Source organism: Selenihalanaerobacter shriftii (assembly GCF_900167185.1).
GTDB classification, from domain to species: domain Bacteria; phylum Bacillota; class Halanaerobiia; order Halobacteroidales; family Acetohalobiaceae; genus Selenihalanaerobacter; species Selenihalanaerobacter shriftii.
Window position 1 is genome coordinate 12,972 of the sequence record NZ_FUWM01000021.1, and the last position, 19,098, is coordinate 32,069.

Genomic DNA, 19,098 nt, shown 5'->3' on the forward strand with positions numbered 1-19,098 from the left:
ATAGCTCTTATGTCCAGAAAAATATAAATAAATTATGTTATATAAATTCCATTAATAACTAAAATTAACACTTACCTTTGCAGTTCTTTAATGTAAGATTTAAGCCTTTAGCTACTTCTCCAACTTTCATTGGTTCTACTTCTAATTCTGAAGCAATCTCTTGAGCTACTTCACATTCTAGACTTCCTCTAACACTTCTCTCTTTTATCGCCCTCTTTATAACCTCTTGTTGATTTTTAGCATCCATATGATATATTCATTCCTCCTTGCTATTAGCATCCCTTTTAATTATTCTATTCTTCATCTTTTAACATTTACCTGCAAATTAAGTAAAAAAACACCAAAATGGTAGCTTTTTATAATTCTTTATCTACTTACATCACAGAATTCTATACCTATTCTACTATCAAGACTTTGACTCGCATACCTATAATCCTCTTTTAATTTCTCTTCTGATATTCTTTTAACTGGTAGTTTTACAATGAATTCACTTCCTTTTCCATATTCACTCTCTACTCTAATCCCACCATCATGCATTTCTACAAGTAATTTAACAATAGATAATCCAATTCCACTTCCTTCACTATTCCTTATAAGCGATTTATCTGCTTGTCCATATCTTTTAAATATTACGTCTTGCTTTGCTTCTGGAATGCCTACCCCTGTATCTTTAACTGAAATCATAATATTTTCTTCTTGCTCTTTGATATTAACTGATATTATATCATCTTCATCTGTAAATTTAACAGCATTAGATAAGAGGTTTAACATGATTCTTTCAATATTAAATGGGTCACAAGCTATTACTCTTTTATTAACATCTATATTAAAATGTAATACCCTATCTTTATTCTCTATATAATCTTTAACTGAATCGACTATCTCTTTAATAACCTCTACTATATCATAATCCTGCAAATCTAATTCAAATGAATTATTATTTATTTTATTAATATCTATTAAATTATTTACTAATCTTAAAACTCTATAACCATTTTGATTAATCATATTTAAATATCTATTAATCTGTTTACTTTCTTCTAAATCTGCCTTTTTATTCAAATATAAGTCCAACATCTTTAAGGCAGAAAATATAATGTTTAACGGTGTTTTTAATTCATGTGATAAACTAGCAAAAAATTCAGTCTTCAATTCTTTACTTTTAAGTTCCGCCTTTAATAATTCTTTTTCAGTAATATCTATACCTGAACTAACCATTTCTTGAAAACCACCATTCTTATCTCTTAAAATCGTATTATGCCAACTTATTTTTCGGAATTCACCTTCGTTAGTTATGATTTCACTTTCACAACATTTAATGGCCTCTGGATTTTCATTTATCATTTCAGTAAATAGTGATCTTAATTTTAAATCTCCTTTTTTAACAAAATTATTAAACCAATCTTTACCTATAATTTCTTCTTGAGAATATCCTAGGATTTCACATCCTTTTTTATTAATTAAAGTTACTTCTTTATCTTGATTTAAAACTAAAAATATGACCTCTGAAATATCAAAATATTTTTGTAACTCTTTCTTTTTTTTATATAACTTTTCATTTGTTTCATTCAATCTGGTTACCCTATTATATAATCTATCTTGCATCTTATTAAGAGCTATTGCTAATTCTCCTATTTCATCATTAGAATTTACTTCTAATGATGAAATACTCAACTTATCATCACTAAAATTATTAGAAATATTCTGAGCAAAATTAGTAACTATAGTTAAAGGTTGTAAGCATTTATTAGTTAAAATTATATTAAGTATTATAATAGCAATTACAACTATAAGTATTATCCAAAATATTACTTTGGATATTTGATTTGAAATTTTCATCAACTCAGCCTTTTCAATTATTGATATAAATTTTAAATTAGTCTGAGGAGAAGTATATAGACTGATAAAATACCCCTTATTATTCATAACTGTTTCAAAATTGGCTTTTTGCATTTCCTTTATATTATTTAATTCTTCAATTTCAAGGCTGCTGATATCCTGAAAGTTTAATTCTGGTCTTTTAGGATTTGCTAAAATAATTCCTTCATCAGTAGCTAGAATTATATATCCTGTGTCCTTAATTTTAATATCCTCTACTATCCTTACTAAACTATCTAGTTTAATATCCATCCCTTGAACTCCTATAGTTTTTCCATGATCATTATCAATTGTTGTAGCTAAACTAATATTAAATGATTTGTTGAAAGACTGATAGTAAGGATCTGTTATGATTACATCTTCTTTATTCTTTATAGCTTTTTTATAAAAAGGCTTTGTTTTGGGATTATAATTATTTACATTTACTTTTTTAGGCCACTGTATATAACTTCCATTTTTAGTTGTAATATATACATATGATAACTTAGAATGTGATTCAATGAAATTTTTAAATAGTCTATGAAGCTTTGGATTGGGACTAATCCTTTGTAATGCCTGATTTGTTGATTTATTCACATAAGAAGTAGAAGTTTGCTGGTTAAGATTCTGAATAATAGGATTTGTTGCTAACATCTTACAGTCTTCTTTTAAAGTTTGAAGATATAGGTTAATCATATTATCAGCTTGTTCAATTTCATGAATAGTCTTTTTAATAAAATTATGTTTTATTATTTCTTTTGTTGTTTTTAATTCTAAATAACTTATAGTAATTATAGCTATTGATAATAGTATTAAAAATAATATTATTAATTTATTCTTAATACTAGCTTGTATTTTATTGAAAACACCTTTCATAAATTCACCTCCTTTTTTTATAAATAGAATAAACCTTATTCCTCTTTTAGCATATCTAAGAGAAATAAGGCTTAATACTTCTAAAATAATCTTAACATCTTTAGAACCTATTCCCTTCGACAAGTTAACAATCATAACAAAATCAAAGATCTTGCCTTAGATTTAACTCTTTGCGACCCTATCTTTCAATAGATGTGCCATTTTCGAGGATTAATATAATCTTTTAAAAACAATATTATATTTTAGTAATATTTTCCATATTACTTTATTTATATACTCTAACAGTAAATTCCTGCATTTTTATCTAAATAATTGAATAATCAAAATGTTATTTCCCAGAAAAAGACTCCAAAAATACTACTAACTACTATTAATAATAAATTGATTTCAAAAATAGCTAAACTGATTGCAACTATTCCACCAATAATTGCTGATTCTTTACTTCCAGTAGATGATAAAATTCCCGGAAAAATCAATGCACCTATGGCTGCAAACGGAATAAACTCTAAAAATCTCCGCAAAGAATTAGGTAACTCCATATCTTGTAATAAAACAATAGGTAACATCCGAGGGACATAAGTAACCACAGCCATACCAATTATTAAAACTATTAAATTTTCCATTACTAAACCGCCTCCTTAGGAAAGAAATAGCTTCCAAGTGCCGATGCTAATATAGTTGTGATTACTACTCTCCATCCTGTTGAAATACTGCTAAAAAATGAAGTCCAACTTAAAAAAGTATTAATTACTACTGTAATCAAAGATACAATTAAGATTGCATAAGATTTCTTTAAATTAGGAACTAATATCCCAATGAACATAGCATAAAGAGCAATTCCCATGCTAGTTTGAAGTGTTTGTGGTAATCCCATACCTAAGAAGACTCCTCCGGCAGTTCCTAAAACCCAACTACTATAACTAACTAAGTTTAATCCTAATACAAAATGAAAACTCAATTCATTTTCAGGTCGTAACGATGCTATGGAAAATGTTTCATCAGTAATTCCAAATGCTAATAATGCTCTTAATCCTTTAGGAGTATTCTTTTTAATTCTTTGCGCCATTGATGCTGACATTAGAAAGTGTCTTAAATTAACAATCAAAGTAGTAACTATGATTTGCCAGTGTCCTGTACTTAATGCTAGTAAATTAACTGCTACAAATTGACTTGCTCCAGCAAATACTAATAGTGACATCATAATGCTAATATAATCTGGTACCCCAGTTGATTTTGCCACTAAACCGAAAGTAATTGCTATAGGTATATATCCTAAAGCAATAGGTACTCCTGCTTTAACTCCTGCTTTAAATGATAGATTCTTAGCTGCCATTGACCTTACTCCCTTCTTACTGTTACAATATGATGTATACATGTGCAATATAATCCATGCTTTATATTATATCAAAATATGTTATAGTGCACAAGAATTCAAACAGGAGGTATTCCATGGCAAAAATTAACCTTAAAATCGGTAAAAAACTTCATCATATAAGAAAGCAACTTCAACTTTTAATTTACTATCCTTTTTAAACTTAATAGCATTATTTTAATTTTAATTAAGACCTCCTAAGTGATAATAGGAGATCTTAATCTGTATTACTTTAATTATATTTTTTAATAATTGGCTACTTTACTTGATGAGGATTTCCTTCAAAAGAAGTTGTATTAAGCTTAGGTAATGCAAAATCTCCATTAGCTTTAAAATCATCTTCATAAACCCAGTAAGCAAAATCTTCTAATTCATATCCTTTACCTAATGTAAAATCTTCTTCCACTTGGATATCTTCTATCCTTAAACCCTGTTTATCTGCTACTACCCAATGACTACCACTAACTTTTTCTGTTGGTACTTGTCCAGTATAGGTCCATTGAGACTTATATTTTTGCTGAGCTGTAGCATGACAATCTTGACAAGAACGACCTGGTCCAATAGCATGTGACATCTTGTCCATCTGAAACCATAATAATGATTTACTGCCATTCGGAGCAGTAACAGTGCCAATAGTATAATAAGCATCATGAGAGTTTGGTCTATAATTCTTAATATTTCTAAATGAAACCTTATTTGAAGACTTAAATTCTTTAGAAACATTATTAACTACATGAGGTGTTGGTTTAACCGGAATCCATTGCCCCTCTTGGTCTTTGATTAAAATTGGTCGTTCAGTTGTACCATAATATTGTTTATGTTTAGTCAATGGAAAGGATAATCCCGCTGTCTTGCCGGCTGCTATTACTGTAGCTTGATATCCACCTAATTTTTGAATATGACATGATTCACAGACTAAATTCTTATGTGTAGAATTCTGTAATTTTTTAAACTTATCTTGATGACAATTAGCACAAGTCTCTTCTCGTTCTACTCTTCTAATAGGATTATGTTTATTATTCTCACTACCTTGATGACAATCTATACAATTTAAACCTAGACTATTATGCACATCGGTAGGTAAACCAGCTGGAAAAGCATAATCTCCTCTAATATAACCAGCACCTCGTCTTCTATCTTCTGGCCCTGCATGACAGATAGTCCCTCTGCCTCCACCATAACAGCTAATAGCTGTAGGGGTTTTACTAAAAACATGTACACCTTTCTCTTCTTGCGGCATATAATGGCATCCGTTACAGTCAGCATGACAACGATTACAAGCACGTTGAGTAGCTGATAATCCTTTTAAATCTAAATTAGATGCTAGCTGGTCATTAAGGCGTTCTTGATTATTCTCTGATTGATAGACTTCAGAAAAACCTTTATCTAGCTGTTGTTTTAATAAACCTCTCTGCGGCTCACTATATACAAGCCAGGGTCGACAATTATGAGGTCCAACAGCTGTCCAATCAGTATATAGACTCTGGAAACGAGCAGCAGCCATTGGAGTAGCATTATACTCCTCAAACTCTTTAGTATGACATTTTCCACAAGTCTTTTTAGCTAAATCTGGATCATATGTTAAAAGTTCCTCTTCTTTAAGACCATACTCTAAACCTAATACATTTACACCTTCTATATGAGGTAATAATTTATTGACTCTCTTATCTTTACGAGGTTTTAAAGCTACTACTTCATCTACAGGCTGCATCTTTAACTCATCAGTAACTCCAATCACCATATTACGCAAAACACCATCATGTGCTTTCTCCTTATCAGTAGTCGTCGAATCACCTAAATGACAATCCTCACATTTAACTCCTGGCATTTTACTCTGTTCTCTTACTATAGCATTAGTGAAATAAAATTCTGGATAACCTGACTTTCGCATAGCAGTTTGGTCACTATGACAGGAAATACATCCATTGGTGACTTCTTGCTGTGTTTGTTGTGGCGGTTCTTTAGGTTGTGATGGAGTTTCTCTAAAGTTATTTACATAAATTAAACCACCTATTGCTAAGAATGCTAATATCATAACCCATTTGAATGTTCGGTCCATTTCTAACCTCCTTCCAACTATCTCTTTCATATATTATTCTTACCTAAATATACTTGTATATGTATATTATGCATGCAAAAAGCCTCCTATTCTAGGAGGCTTTTTATAGATATCATTTTTATAATTACTAATTATCTTTACATTTAAACTCATCTATTATCTCTTTACATAACCTTATATTGTAATCTTTACTCTCCTTATCTAAAACATCATAGACCACTTCAAGCATTTCTTTACATCCACTAGCTAAAACTGCTTTTAAAGCATATTGTCTAACTTGTGCTTCTTTTGCCTGCAGACAAGGAGCAATATACTTTACTAATTCTTTATCTGCTAATTTTTTAGCCGCTGAACATGCTCTTCTCCTAACTTCATAATCTGTATGATTATATAATTGAGGTAATAAATCTTTCTTTATTCCTTTGTTACCTATATCTAAAGCTAATTGTCTTAACTGCTTTATATTTAACCTATCTAAATATTCTGCTTTATTAGCTGATAATTCATTTCTAGCATTATTTGCTTTGAAGGTTTTCTTATCTAACTTTTTCTCTACATCATTAAATTTCTTCTGAGGCAAATTTAATGACCAATTAAGAGAGTAAGGATTTTGTAAAAGATTATATCCTGAGTGAGCAAGTTCAATTGTAGGGTATAATTGGTCTGTTTTTTGTAAAATATCTTTTTTAATTAATTTATTAATAACTTCAATTACTTTCTTTTGAGTATAATTCTTTAACATACCATAATTTTCTAACCGATGTAATCCTCTTTTTAATATTTTCTTAGCTTTTGATTTAGCTAAAATTTTCGCTACTGTTGTAACGCCAAATTTTCCATCTAATTTATTAATCATCTTAAGAATCCCATAAATAATCTTTTCTTCTCTAATAGTAACCTGGTCTAAATCTATATTAAAACAGTTATCACAACCTGGACATTCTTCTAATTCCTCAGTATTACCAAAGTAATTTAAAATAAATTGATGATGACACTTATCAGTAGTCGCATACTCTTGAATCTTTTTTAATTTATTATATTTATTCTTCTTTAATTTTTTTAACCTTTTAAAATCAAACTGCAATTCTTCTGGTAAAACCGGATTTATTAATTTATAGACATCACTTTTTTCAGATGATCTAACTTTCTTTAAATAATTATTCTTAATTAAAAGACTAAGAATTGATTCTAAACTACTGTTACTAATAGAAAATGGTATTCTAGCAGCTAGATCATATATATCCCCTCTAATCTCATTATTTTCTAACTCTATTAACCATTTATATACTCTTTTAATTAAATTTTTTTCCGGAAAATCAGCTTCAATAAAGAATTTTATTAAACGAGTATCTCGATGACAATATAACAAAATACATTTACTAGAAAATCTATCTCTCCCAGCCCGTCCAGCTTCCTGATAATAAGCTTCTATATTTGCAGGAAAATTATAATGAACTACTAGTCTAACATCTTCTTTGTCTACTCCCATTCCAAATGCATTAGTAGCAACTACTATATCCCGCTCACCATTCATGAATAAATCTTGTGCTTTTTTACGATAATTAAGTGACATACCACCATGATAGCCTATTACCGAAAATTTATTGTTTAATAATTCCATTAACTCTCCTACATTATTCCTAGTACCGGTATAAATAATAGCTGGTAGTTCTTCCTTTCTTAATATTGTTAATAATTCTTTTGCCTTCTCCTGCTTATCTCTAACTTCTCTAACCTCAAAGTTCAAATTATTCCTTGTAAATCCTTTAATAATAACTTTACAATCTTCTATTTCTAATTTGTTTATGATATCTCTTCTTACATCAGAAGTAGCAGTAGCAGTTACAGCTAAAACCTGAGGGTTACCTAACACTTCTTTAGCTTGGGCTAATTTAGAATAATCTGGTCTAAAATTATGTCCCCATTTAGAAATACAATGAGCTTCATCAATTGCTAATAACCCTACTTTTAACTTATTAACTGCCTTTATAAACCTCTTTGACCTAAAACGTTCCGGAGCTACATAAATAATATCATATTCTCCATAAGAAATTTCATTTAAAATCTGTTGCCGCTGAAATCTATTTAAAGTACTATTAATATAAGCTGCTTTAATCCCTTTTGACCTCAAACTATCAATTTGATCTTTCATCAACGATATTAAAGGCGAAATTACAATAACCAATCCAAAATCATCACAGACAGCAGGTATTTGATAACATAATGACTTCCCACTTCCTGTCGGTAAAATACCTAATATATTCTCATTTGCAAATACATGTTTTAAGATTTCTTTTTGACCATTGCGAAAGTTGCTATAGCCAAAGTATTCTCGTAATTTAATCTTAACAATCTTAGGCAAGTCCATATATTCTCATCCTTTAATATATTATGTGAAACAAACTTAGTTAACTTCTGTATTGTATTACTACTATATGTAATAGTTAATATCCTCCATTATAAAATCAAAAATATCTTTAGTTATAAGAATAAAGTCAACAAATATCTTCCGCTTGTCATTCACTTCGCGTCCTGCTCCGTTCATTGTCAAAAAACAGTTTTCCACCCTCCATGGTTCCAAACTGTTTTTAAGAGTCGCTCCAGAAATATGTTGACTAAAATAACTTTATCCACAATTTAAATTTAAACATAATTTCCTTAATAATAAAATAACCCCTATATTACTTAAAAGTAACATAGGGGTAAAATGCTAAATTAATAATTATTAGCCTTTACTTCAAAATAAGATTGAGGGTGAATACATGCAGGACACTTCTTAGGTGCTGATTTACTTTCATGTACATAACCACAATTACCACACTTCCAAGCTATCTTCTCATCTTTTTCAAATGCTTTTCCTTCTTGTATATTTTCTAATAATGCTAAAAATCTATCTTCATGTGCCTTTTCTGCTTTAGCTATCATTCTGAAAGCTGCTGCAATCTTTGAAAATCCTTCTTCTTCAGCTATCTCAGCAAATTCTGGATAAAGCTCAGTATATTCTTCATTTTCTCCATTAGCAGATGCCTTTAAATTTTCTTCTGTAGTTCCAATTACTCCAGCAGGATAAGCAGCAGTTATTTCAACCTCTCCACCTTCTAAAAATTTAAAGAATCTCTTTGCATGCTCTTTTTCATTACGAGCAGTTTCTTTGAAGATATTCGATACCTGGTTATAACCTTCCTTTTTAGCTTTTGAAGCAAAATAATCATACCTATTTCGTGCTTGTGACTCACCAGCAAAAGCTTTAAGTAAATTCTTTTCTGTTTTAGTACCTTTTAAATTTGACATAAACATCATCCCCTTATTTTAAATTATTTAAGTTACTTATAATAGTTTTTAAAGTTAATCTAAATTACATTTAATAATTAAACTATTACACATTTACGCCTTCCATAAACCATGTAAATTACAAAATTCTCTAACTGTAATTATATCTTCTTTATCTACATCAAATTGAACAACAGGTTCTTGACCTGTTTCTAACTCAGCACGTAATACTCTATCTTCCGTCAACACTTCAATAAACCTAATAAGATGGTCTTCTTCCATAGGATGCAAACTGCTTCCTATTATTACTTCAATACCACTATCAATCTCTTTAATAACCGGCACATGCTTTTCAGTAGCTGCCTCAGCAGTTTGAACTTCTAACTTTTCCATATCTTCTCCACAACAAACCAAGGCTGGAGCACCTTCCTGTACTAACTCTACAACATTGCCACAAATATTACACTTGTAAATATCTCTGATTTTCATCAACTATAACTCCCCTTCCTAAAAATAAAGTCTTTTAGAATAAAAGATTTTATTTTATCTAAAACCTTTTATGTAGTTATCAGTATTAGTAACTATTACTATTATAGCCTATTTACTTAATTTTGTCAAATTTCTTATGATAAGTATCTAATACTTCAATTTTTTTAGTTACTAACGTTCTATTTCATATAGTTAAATTAAAATATGATAATTCCTGCTTATTATCAAGAATCATTGATAAAATTTGACTATAATTATTTATTATTTTTTGATTATATTAACTTACTAACTACCTGATACACCCATGGATTAATAAATAGTATCCACCAAGCACCGACAACCGGTACAACAAAAGTTGCTTCTGGTACAAGCCCATTATCTTCTTGAATAGATTGTAACGTGGACATAGTAGCTGGAGGTAAACCTAATGCAAAACCTGGCAAACCTACAGCAATTAAAGCAGCTACTAAATTATTTCCTAAAACTTTAAAAATTATAACTGCTATGCCTATTACCAATAAAATCTGAAATAAAGTTAAAATTAATATTTTAAAATGTAATGCTTGCATAAGACTAAAGTTAATATTCATAAAGACTAAAATCAAACAAAGTGAAAGAGATATATTTCCCAACACATTTAGATAATACATATTTAATTTACTAATTTCAAATTTTTCATCTAAGTTTCTCCATACAGATGCTATTATTAAAGCAGAACCATGCCAAGGAAATAGCTTACCTCCTAAAATTTTAGATAATCCAGTAGCCAAAATTAGAGTGATAATATATATTGTTATATGCTTTAAAAGTAATGGAGGTGTTAAAGAGTGTGCTTGAGTTTTTTTCCCTTGGCCTAAATTATATTTTCTTTTAAGATATCTAAATAATGGCCCTCCTATTAAAGAACTAATGGTAAGAGATAAGATTACTACGCCTTTAAATATAGCTTTAACAGCCGGTATACCATGTTTAGCTAATGCCGGTACGAATAATTTTTTAGTCATTCCCCCATCCATATGAGCTAAACTTTCTGCTAAACTCTCTATTAAATCTAATTCTAATATAGGTGCTAAATATATCGCCATTATCTTTTGTGCAAAAGCAACTATAACAGTAAAAATAAGAAATAATAATAATCTAGTTTTATTATTTCTTAACATATTAGAAGTTGTTCTAAACCCAATAGATGCGAAAAAACCAGCAAAAAATAATGGCTTTAATGATATATCAAAATTTATATTAATTATTTCTAAACTTTTAAGTCCAAATACAGTTAGAGCACATAATAGCCCACCTATTACAGGAGCTGGAATATAATTTATTTTAAAAACTCTAACTTTTTTCGTTAAGTAATAACCTAGAAGTAATAAAGCTGTTGCAACAGCCAAGGTCTCTAATGAAGATAAATGCACTGCATACATCTACTCTACCACTCCATCTTCAATGAATTGTTCCATAACCCAAGCTGCTACTTCACCAGTTATTTGTATACAATGCTCTGCTCTTTCATTACTATTAAATTCATCAAATTCCTTGATAAGCACACGACAACAAGTAGAACCATACTTATCCTTAATGTAATTATGCAAAGCAGCATTCATTGGAAATGATTTCGGCATTGGTGCCCCTGGTTCTGTTCTACCGTATTTCAATCCTAGAGCCATGACTCCCCCACTAATAGCCCCACATAAACATTTTGATTTGCCGATTCCTACAGGGAATCCAGAAGCCAACTTAACCATTTCAGATGGAACTTCTTCCCCTAACATTTCATTAATTGTAGTTAAAACCGCTTCCGAACAATAATAATCTCCTCTTCTGTAATAATCTTCTGCTTCCTGTCGTGCCTCATTAATTAATGTCTCCTTTGTTTTTTTCATAATTTTATTTCCTCCTGTTGTGATAATTATATTTTATATATATAATAATTTATTTTTATACTGAAAATAAAAAAATATTATATTAATCCACTATAATATTTATTGTTAAATACTTATATATGATACATTATCTGAGCTTATTTTATCAACCTATTTTTAAGTTGTCAATACCTTAGAGTTTATTAGTTAAAATTATTATATGATTAAGGAACAACTGATTTAGCTATTTGGATATATTTCCTTTTAAATCAATATTTTTGATATTGTTTAAAACTACAACATATGTTAGACTTGTATACTGTAATGATAACTAAAATAATATTCCAGAAAGGGGTAAATCATTATGAAGAAAGCTTCAATAATTATATTTCTATTTGTAACAATTATTAGTTTATCAGTAATCCCAGCACATGCTAACAACAACATTTATAAGGTTCAAAGTGGTGATACTCTGACTAACATTTCTCAAGAATTAGGAGTACCTATAAAAGTAATAATTAATCATAATAATATCAATAATCCTTCTAATCTTTATGTAGGACAAAAATTAGTAATTAATATTGATGTCAATTATGAAACTCCTAAAGATTACTTCTATTATACTGTAAAATCAGGTGATATACTTTGGAATATCGCTCAAAAATACGGTACTTCTGTAAAAAGATTAGTAAAATTAAATAATATTAAAAATTCACATGATATGTATGTAGGACGTCAACTTGTCATCCCAGCAAAAGAAACTCAAGACCATCATAATAAAAAATATGAATATTATACTGTTCAACCAGGTGATATTTTATGGAATATTGCTCAAGAATATAATACTACAGTGAAAAATTTAATTGAATTAAATGATATTAAAAGCTCTTATGATTTATATGCTGGTCGTAATCTGCTTCTTCCTACAATAGATGACCAGCATAATGAACCAAATCAACCTATTGAAAATTCAGACCCTATTTATTACTTCTATCAAGTACAAAAGAACGATAAGGTTGAAACTATAACTAAACGATTTGGAATCAAAATTTCTACTTTATTAGATCTAAATAATATTTCAAATACAGAACAAATTAAAGCTGGTGAAACCTTAGTTATACCTTTAGATAAATCTAATAAATTTTCTTATATTAAAAGAGTAAGCAATAAATTAAATAATCATTATCGTATTATGTCTAATGAATTATTACCTGATGTTGAAGCGTTTTTTGATAGTTCTGAGGAAGCATTAAGAAGAATTAATGATTTAGATAACGTAGAAGAAGTCAAAGAAGGACAAAAGTTATTGATGCCTGTTAGTCCAGCACTATTTAGTAAACATCAAATTTATACAGTAAAGTCAGGTGGAGAATATATCTTCGATATTGCTTTTAATAAGAGTGTAACTATTAGATCTATTCTTAAGGCTAATTATCTAAAAGACGGTAATACTAAATTAAAAGCAGGAACTACTATTATCGTGCCTTTAGATGAAAATAGTAAGACTGAATGGGTAGAATATGAAAATGGAGAACCTAAAAATTCTTGGCTTAGTTAAATATCAAACCATACAGCTAAATTGCTGTATGGTTTTTAATAATATTATTTCTTATTAAGATATTATTTGATATAATAATATTATAAGTCCTAAAAAGGAAGTGATCTCATGTCAAAAAGATTAAAATTAATATTTTTATTTTTACTTTTATCATTAGTATTAATTACATCAGCTTGTCAACCACAGACTAACACAATACCAAAAGAACCTTTAGTAAAAGATAATATTTACAATGAAAAATTAAGCCCCCAAAAAACTAAAAGTACTCGTTCAACTGAAATAATAGATAGAAAAATTATTAAGACAGCTAATATTCGATTAGAAACAGAAAATGTAAATAAAATCTCAAGAAAAATCACTGAACTAATCAAAAAATATAATGGATACTTAGCTAGTTCTAGACAATGGCAAGATAGTAATCAACGTAAATCCTATCACTATAAGATTCGAATTTCTCAACAAAATTTCCAAGCAGTTCTTTCCGAAATTAAAACATTTGGAAGACTTAAAAATGAACAGATTAGAAGTGAAGATATTACTTTAGAATATATTGACCTTAAGGCTAGATTAAAAAACTTGAAAGCCCAAGAAAAAAAATACTTAAAATTATTAAATAAAGCTGAAAAAGTCGAAGCTGTTATTAAAGTCGAAAAAGAGCTAAATAGAGTTAGAACTAATATTGAACAATTACAAGGAAAGCTTAATTACTATAATAATAAAATAGACTTAGCAACTATCGATTTATATATTACTCAACCACAGCCTATTATTAATAATAACTGGGGTATTCTTCAAAGCTTTAAACGAGCTCTTAGTAAATTTATTGGAAGTATTAACGCAGTTATTATCTTCATTGGAGAAGTAACCCCTTGGATTATCTTCTTATTCATTATAGGCTTTCTCCTCTATAAACTATTTACTTTTAGAAGAAAATAATATATATAAAGGTCACTATACATTTTGGATGTATAGTGACCTTTATTACTTTATCATTTTATTTACGGACATAATATCTTTTTATTCCTGCTACAATTCCTTCTGCTACTTTATTTTGAAATCTAACATTATTCAATAAATACTCTTCTCTTTGATTAGAAAGAAAAGCTGTTTCTATCAAAATAGCCGGCATATATGTTTCTCTTAATACCGCAAAATTAGCTGCTTTTAAACCATTACTTTCTAGTCCTGTTCTCTTGACCATTTCATCTTGAACATACCACGCTAAAGCCCAATTATCCTTAGAAGCATTCCAATAAGCATAAGTAGCTGTCCCATTAATCCATGACTTATTATTATAGTTAGCATGAATACTAATAAATAAATCTGCAGACCAACTATTAGCTAATTGTGCTCGACGAGATAAAGAAATAAACTGCTTTTGCCTCCGGGTTGACATTACATTAAAACCTTCTTCTTTTAGTAATTTAACTACACGACTAGCAATTTGATAATTAACTTTCTTTTCCTTAAGGCCTGTTACTCCAACTGCTCCTGGATCACTTCCTCCATGCCCAGGATCAATGATTATTCTCTTATTTCTCTTTTCTATTTTCTTATAATTTGTTCCTTGATCCTTCTTTGAATTATCACTATCTTCCCCACTTTCACTAGTTGAAGAAGTTACTATGCGCATCTTTTTCTTAATATCTAATATTAATTTATTCCCATCATCTTTAACCTGATAGCTCTTCATTTGTTTAAGATCTACTACTATTCTAACAATAGCTGGATCAACTTGAAATTGACTAATCCTAATCTGCTTAATTACATCATTATTTAAGATCAAATCATTGATTTCTCCTAAATGCATACCTTTAAGATCAATTACTAATCTTTCTGGATTGTGATAATGCTTCACTTCATATTGTGGCAAATATTTAGGTTCAATAAATACTTTTGTCCCTAATCGAGTCTCCTCCACACTTATATCAGTCACTTGATTAGAACGATAATATACTGTTTTATCACTCGCACTCCAAATAAGTTGTCCACCATAAATCTTGGGTAAAAACCTCAAAGGAATCATTACTTGTCCGTTAATTAATTTTGCACCTATGCTTAAAGGAATAGTTCTAGAATTAATAATTGCTTTCTTCTTATTTATTGGCAGCCTTATTTTAAGATTACCATCATTAAAATTTATTTCTTTTTCATCTTGATTCCAAATAAATTCTTCTCCTAAATATTTAGAAATAATTTGAGTAGAAACTAAAGAACTACCATCAATTAATACCATCAAATTACTATCAACTTTTTGCCCATCAATTACTAAATTAACTGCCTTAGCTTCAGCTGAAAAAGAAAAAATTATAACTACTATAACTAATATTATAATTAACCTATATCTAATATTCAATTAACTAGCACCTTTTCTATATGTATTTTATAAAATCTCTTCTCTCTTTAATAAATTCTAGATTTTAACCTACTATCCTCTTGGTATAACATGTAATTGAATCTATAAATTGTAATCCGCTTTATAAATAACTATTCAATTAGTAAAATATATTTTTCTATCTTATTCCAGAATTTAAGACGATTAATAGGATATAATATATTTTGAGGTGATTAAATTTGAATGAAACACTTGTAGTAATAGTTAGAGGATTAATCGCTCTTTTGACTTTGCTTATATTTACACGCATCCTTGGTAAACAGCAAATTAGTCAACTTACTTATTTTGATTATATTTTAGGTATTACTATTGGTTCGACTGCATCTACTCTCACCACTGATACAACTATTCGAGCTTGGCCCCATTGGGTTGGATTAGTAGTTTGGGTGCTAGCTGTTATGACTTTGCAAGTAATCACCTTAAAATCAAGAAAAGCATCTAAATATGTTGATGGTGAACCTACAATAGTAATTATGAATGGCAAAATAATGGAAGATACAATGCGTAAAATGCGGTATAGAATCACTGACCTCTTAGAACAATTACGTAATAAAGGTGTTTTTAACCTTTCACAAGTAGAATTTGCAATATTAGAAACAAATGGCAAACTATCTGTCTTAAAGAAATCACAATATCAATCTGTAACACCTAAAGATATGAATATATCTACTAATTATAAAGGGTTAAGTATAGAATTAATTTATGATGGCATAATACTTGAACAGAATTTAGAACAGGTTAACTTAGATAAAACTTGGTTAACTTCCCAACTTAATCAATTAGGTATTAATGATATTTCTAGTGTAATCTTAGCAAGTCTAGATACACAAGGCAAACTATATGTCGATACATCTAATGATAATATAGAAATTCCTATTGATACAAGTGATTATTTAGGCCCAAATTAAGGAGGATCATTAATAATGAAGAAAATCATCGCCTACTTATTTCCTATTATTTTAGTAATAATATTTATTGTTACCCTTAACTCCGCAATGTATCTAAAAGATTCATTATCTAATATATCTCAAGACTTAAAGGTTGTTGAAAATGATATAAAAACGGGCAATTGGCAACGAGCTCTAAAAAGCATTAAAAGTGTAGAAAATACTTGGAAACAAAAAGTTGTACCTAGTATTCAATTTGATGTTGCTAAAAACGATATTATTGATTTAAGTACTAATTTTGTTCGTTTAAGAGGAGCAATTATAGCAAAAGATAAAGTTAGTGCTTTAATTGAAATAAATGAAGCACAAGAGAATTGGAAGAGTTTAGGCAAATAATGAAAACCTAATTTCTATGTATCTAAAGCACTTCTGTCTTTATCTATAACTTTCTCTCCTGTAGTACAACTGTATTATCATATAAAAAAAGTTTAATACCAAAATATTTTGGCATTAAACTCTTAAAATAAATTATTTTTATTAATTAAATATTTTATCTATAGCTTCTAATAGCCTATTAGCATGAAATGGTTTAACGATAAAATCTTTAGCCCCTACTTTAATGGCTTTAATAACTATTGATTCTTCTATGGCACTACATATTAAAATATTAGCTTTAGAATCTATTTTTAAAATTTCTTTTACAGCAACAACTCCATCCTTATCTGGCATGGAAATATCCATAGTTACTAAATCAGGTTTAAGCATTTCATATAATTTTATAGCTTCTGCACCACTTCTTGCCTCACCTACTACTTTAAAGCCTGCATTATTTAATATATCACTAATCATCAGCCGCATAAATGAAGCATCATCTACTATTAAAACTTCTTTTTCCATTGAACCACTCCTACAAAATCAATTAATAATACAACTATCCACTAAACTTTGGAGTGTGATAATAATTATTATCTTAATTATATTATAGAATAGATTATAATAAATTACAAGAAATTTATTACAATTAAAAAAAGACAGTAGGATTAATCCTACTGTCTTTCCTCCTGGACCATAGAGTTTTGTGCTTTTTCTATTGCTTTTTTAACTAATGACCCAGCTTCTTTAGTGGTTATATTCCCCCAATCACCATCCTTAACCTTATGAGCAAATCCTAATTCTTTAGCAAACTCATACTTGGTTTCTTCAGACATGATTTTTGCCATTGGGTAACCACCTCTAATAATAATATATCTTAAAAAGATAAATATTATTATTGTAATTAACACCAAGATAGTTAATAATCACTAGGCAAAATAAATTCCAAATGCTTCACTATAATAATTTTTATTGTATAATATCAATAATATTAATATTAGTTTTCTTACTTAAATCAATTTCAAATTCCCTATCAATCCCGTTAAGATTTAGAACTTTTACTTTGGGACATAATTTAGCATTTTTGTTAACTTTAACAACAACTGCTTCACATCCTATATTTAATTTAACTTTAGTTCCTAATGGATAAGGAGTAATTATATCCAAGAAAAGTGTAACTAACTCTTTATCTAATTTATTTAAAGTAATTCTCGTATATAAGTATTCTATTACTTCTTTAACTTTAATTCCATTTCGATACACTCTATCATTGATCATTGCATCAAAAACATCTACAATAGCAACTATTCTTGCCTCCTCATAAATGAATCTTTTTGTCAACCCTTTAGGATAACCTGACCCATCACATCGCTCATGATGTTGATAAGCTATTTGGGCTGAAATTTGAGGAATATCATCCTGTTTATCTAAAATCTTATAACCATAATTAGTATGTCTTTTTACTTCTTCAAATTCATCATCAGTCAAATTCCCAGATTTATTTAAGATATTAGCATAAACTCCTAACTTCCCAATATCATGTAAAAAAGCTCCTATTCCTAAATTATTTAGCCGCTCTTGATCATACCCTAATTTATTTCCTATAACCAAAGAAAGAGTAGTAACATTCACTAAATGAAAAAATATTTCATCTTCTAATAACCTCATATCTTTTAAACTTTGAAATATTTCATCTTTATTGCTAATTTGCTTAACTATATTTTCAATTAATTTAATTACCTGTTTTTTTCCTAATATTGTACTTTCCGCTATATTGGTCTTTTTTACACAATTTCTAGCTATTACTACTGCTTCTTTCTTCACTTCCTCTGGGATGAGTTCTCTTCGTTCTTTCTCTTCAAATTTTTGATTTATTGTCTTAGTATCCGTTATATTCTTAATATAAATATGCTTGATACCTAATTTTTTTAATTTGTTAATATACCTTTTATTCAATTTTGACCCTTTTTTTAGTAATACTCTACCTGCAGAGTCATATATTGGTTTACTTAAAACAACTCCCGGTGTTACATCCGCCACTTTACTCAATATTTCCATTTTACTCACCTTCTAATTTTATGATTAGCTTAAATATAATTATCAT

The 19,098-nt window shown here is 28.8% G+C and carries 18 protein-coding genes and 1 riboswitch; of the genes, 4 read left to right on the forward strand and 14 right to left on the reverse strand.

The annotated features are described in order from the left end of the window. Nucleotides 1-64: 64 nt before the first annotated feature. From B5D41_RS11140 to B5D41_RS11195, 10 genes are all read right to left on the reverse strand, one after another. A complete protein-coding gene (locus B5D41_RS11140) occupies nt 65-247 on the reverse strand; it encodes a hypothetical protein (RefSeq protein WP_078810730.1) in 183 nt (60 codons plus the stop codon). 119 nt (nt 248-366) lie between these two features. Further along, nucleotides 367-2,733: an ATP-binding protein gene (locus B5D41_RS14005; RefSeq protein ID WP_143555708.1), complete on the reverse strand. Its 2,367-nt coding sequence runs from the start codon at nt 2,731-2,733 to the stop codon at nt 367-369. Between the two features lie 115 nt (nt 2,734-2,848). Beyond that, nucleotides 2,849-2,942: riboswitch (cyclic di-GMP riboswitch) on the reverse strand. Nucleotides 2,943-3,053: 111 nt separating this feature from the next. Further along, entirely contained in the window at nt 3,054-3,356 is a 303-nt protein-coding gene (locus tag B5D41_RS11160) for an AzlD domain-containing protein (protein ID WP_078810731.1), read from the reverse strand. A gap of 2 nt (nt 3,357-3,358) precedes the next feature. Further along, nucleotides 3,359-4,066 (reverse strand): AzlC family ABC transporter permease, encoded by a 708-nt coding sequence (locus B5D41_RS11165; RefSeq protein ID WP_078810732.1) that lies wholly within the window; start codon nt 4,064-4,066, stop codon nt 3,359-3,361. Between the two features lie 295 nt (nt 4,067-4,361). Beyond that, nucleotides 4,362-6,164 carry a cytochrome c3 family protein gene (locus tag B5D41_RS11170; protein ID WP_078810733.1) on the reverse strand — a complete coding sequence of 601 codons (1,803 nt, stop codon included), beginning with the start codon at nt 6,162-6,164 and terminating at the stop codon, nt 4,362-4,364. A gap of 127 nt (nt 6,165-6,291) precedes the next feature. Then, nucleotides 6,292-8,532 (reverse strand): RecQ family ATP-dependent DNA helicase, encoded by a 2,241-nt coding sequence (locus B5D41_RS11175; RefSeq protein ID WP_078810734.1) that lies wholly within the window; start codon nt 8,530-8,532, stop codon nt 6,292-6,294. 347 nt (nt 8,533-8,879) lie between these two features. After that, nucleotides 8,880-9,455, reverse strand: a complete 576-nt coding sequence (rbr, locus tag B5D41_RS11180) for a rubrerythrin (RefSeq protein WP_078810735.1) — start codon at nt 9,453-9,455, stop codon at nt 8,880-8,882. Nucleotides 9,456-9,548: 93 nt separating this feature from the next. Next, a complete protein-coding gene (locus tag B5D41_RS11185) occupies nt 9,549-9,923 on the reverse strand; it encodes a desulfoferrodoxin (RefSeq protein WP_078810736.1) in 375 nt (124 codons plus the stop codon). A 272-nt stretch (nt 9,924-10,195) separates the two neighbouring features. Then, nucleotides 10,196-11,344: a sodium/glutamate symporter gene (locus B5D41_RS11190; RefSeq protein WP_078810737.1), complete on the reverse strand. Its 1,149-nt coding sequence runs from the start codon at nt 11,342-11,344 to the stop codon at nt 10,196-10,198. Further along, nucleotides 11,345-11,803 (reverse strand): C-GCAxxG-C-C family protein, encoded by a 459-nt coding sequence (locus tag B5D41_RS11195; protein ID WP_078810738.1) that lies wholly within the window; start codon nt 11,801-11,803, stop codon nt 11,345-11,347. It lies immediately after the preceding gene. A 343-nt stretch (nt 11,804-12,146) separates the two neighbouring features. Between B5D41_RS11195 and B5D41_RS11200 the strand changes: the two genes are divergently transcribed. Beyond that, on the forward strand, nt 12,147-13,340 hold the full coding sequence (locus B5D41_RS11200; protein WP_078810739.1) for a muramidase family protein: 1,194 nt from the start codon (nt 12,147-12,149) through the stop codon (nt 13,338-13,340). 108 nt (nt 13,341-13,448) lie between these two features. Next, a complete protein-coding gene (locus B5D41_RS11205) occupies nt 13,449-14,276 on the forward strand; it encodes a DUF4349 domain-containing protein (RefSeq protein WP_078810740.1) in 828 nt (275 codons plus the stop codon). Nucleotides 14,277-14,334: 58 nt separating this feature from the next. On the opposite strand, the gene B5D41_RS11210 is transcribed toward B5D41_RS11205, so the two are convergent. After that, nucleotides 14,335-15,696: an N-acetylmuramoyl-L-alanine amidase family protein gene (locus B5D41_RS11210; protein WP_078810741.1), complete on the reverse strand. Its 1,362-nt coding sequence runs from the start codon at nt 15,694-15,696 to the stop codon at nt 14,335-14,337. Nucleotides 15,697-15,914: 218 nt separating this feature from the next. Here B5D41_RS11210 and B5D41_RS11215 point away from each other — a divergent pair, with 218 nt between their 5' ends. Together B5D41_RS11215 and B5D41_RS11220 are read left to right on the forward strand one after the other, a co-directional pair. Next, nucleotides 15,915-16,643, forward strand: coding sequence for a YetF domain-containing protein (locus tag B5D41_RS11215; protein WP_078810742.1), 729 nt, complete (start codon nt 15,915-15,917; stop codon nt 16,641-16,643). 15 nt (nt 16,644-16,658) lie between these two features. Beyond that, on the forward strand, nt 16,659-17,018 hold the full coding sequence (locus B5D41_RS11220) for a DUF4363 family protein (protein WP_078810743.1): 360 nt from the start codon (nt 16,659-16,661) through the stop codon (nt 17,016-17,018). A 141-nt stretch (nt 17,019-17,159) separates the two neighbouring features. On the opposite strand, the gene B5D41_RS11225 is transcribed toward B5D41_RS11220, so the two are convergent. From B5D41_RS11225 to B5D41_RS11235, 3 genes are all read right to left on the reverse strand, one after another. Beyond that, entirely contained in the window at nt 17,160-17,519 is a 360-nt protein-coding gene (locus tag B5D41_RS11225) for a response regulator (RefSeq protein ID WP_078810744.1), read from the reverse strand. Between the two features lie 149 nt (nt 17,520-17,668). Beyond that, the gene (locus B5D41_RS11230; RefSeq protein WP_078810745.1) at nt 17,669-17,842 is read right to left on the reverse strand and encodes a small, acid-soluble spore protein, alpha/beta type; all 174 of its coding nucleotides are present in this window, start codon (nt 17,840-17,842) and stop codon (nt 17,669-17,671) included. 121 nt (nt 17,843-17,963) lie between these two features. Continuing rightward, nucleotides 17,964-19,052: an HD-GYP domain-containing protein gene (locus B5D41_RS11235; RefSeq protein ID WP_078810746.1), complete on the reverse strand. Its 1,089-nt coding sequence runs from the start codon at nt 19,050-19,052 to the stop codon at nt 17,964-17,966. Nucleotides 19,053-19,098 lie beyond the last annotated feature (46 nt).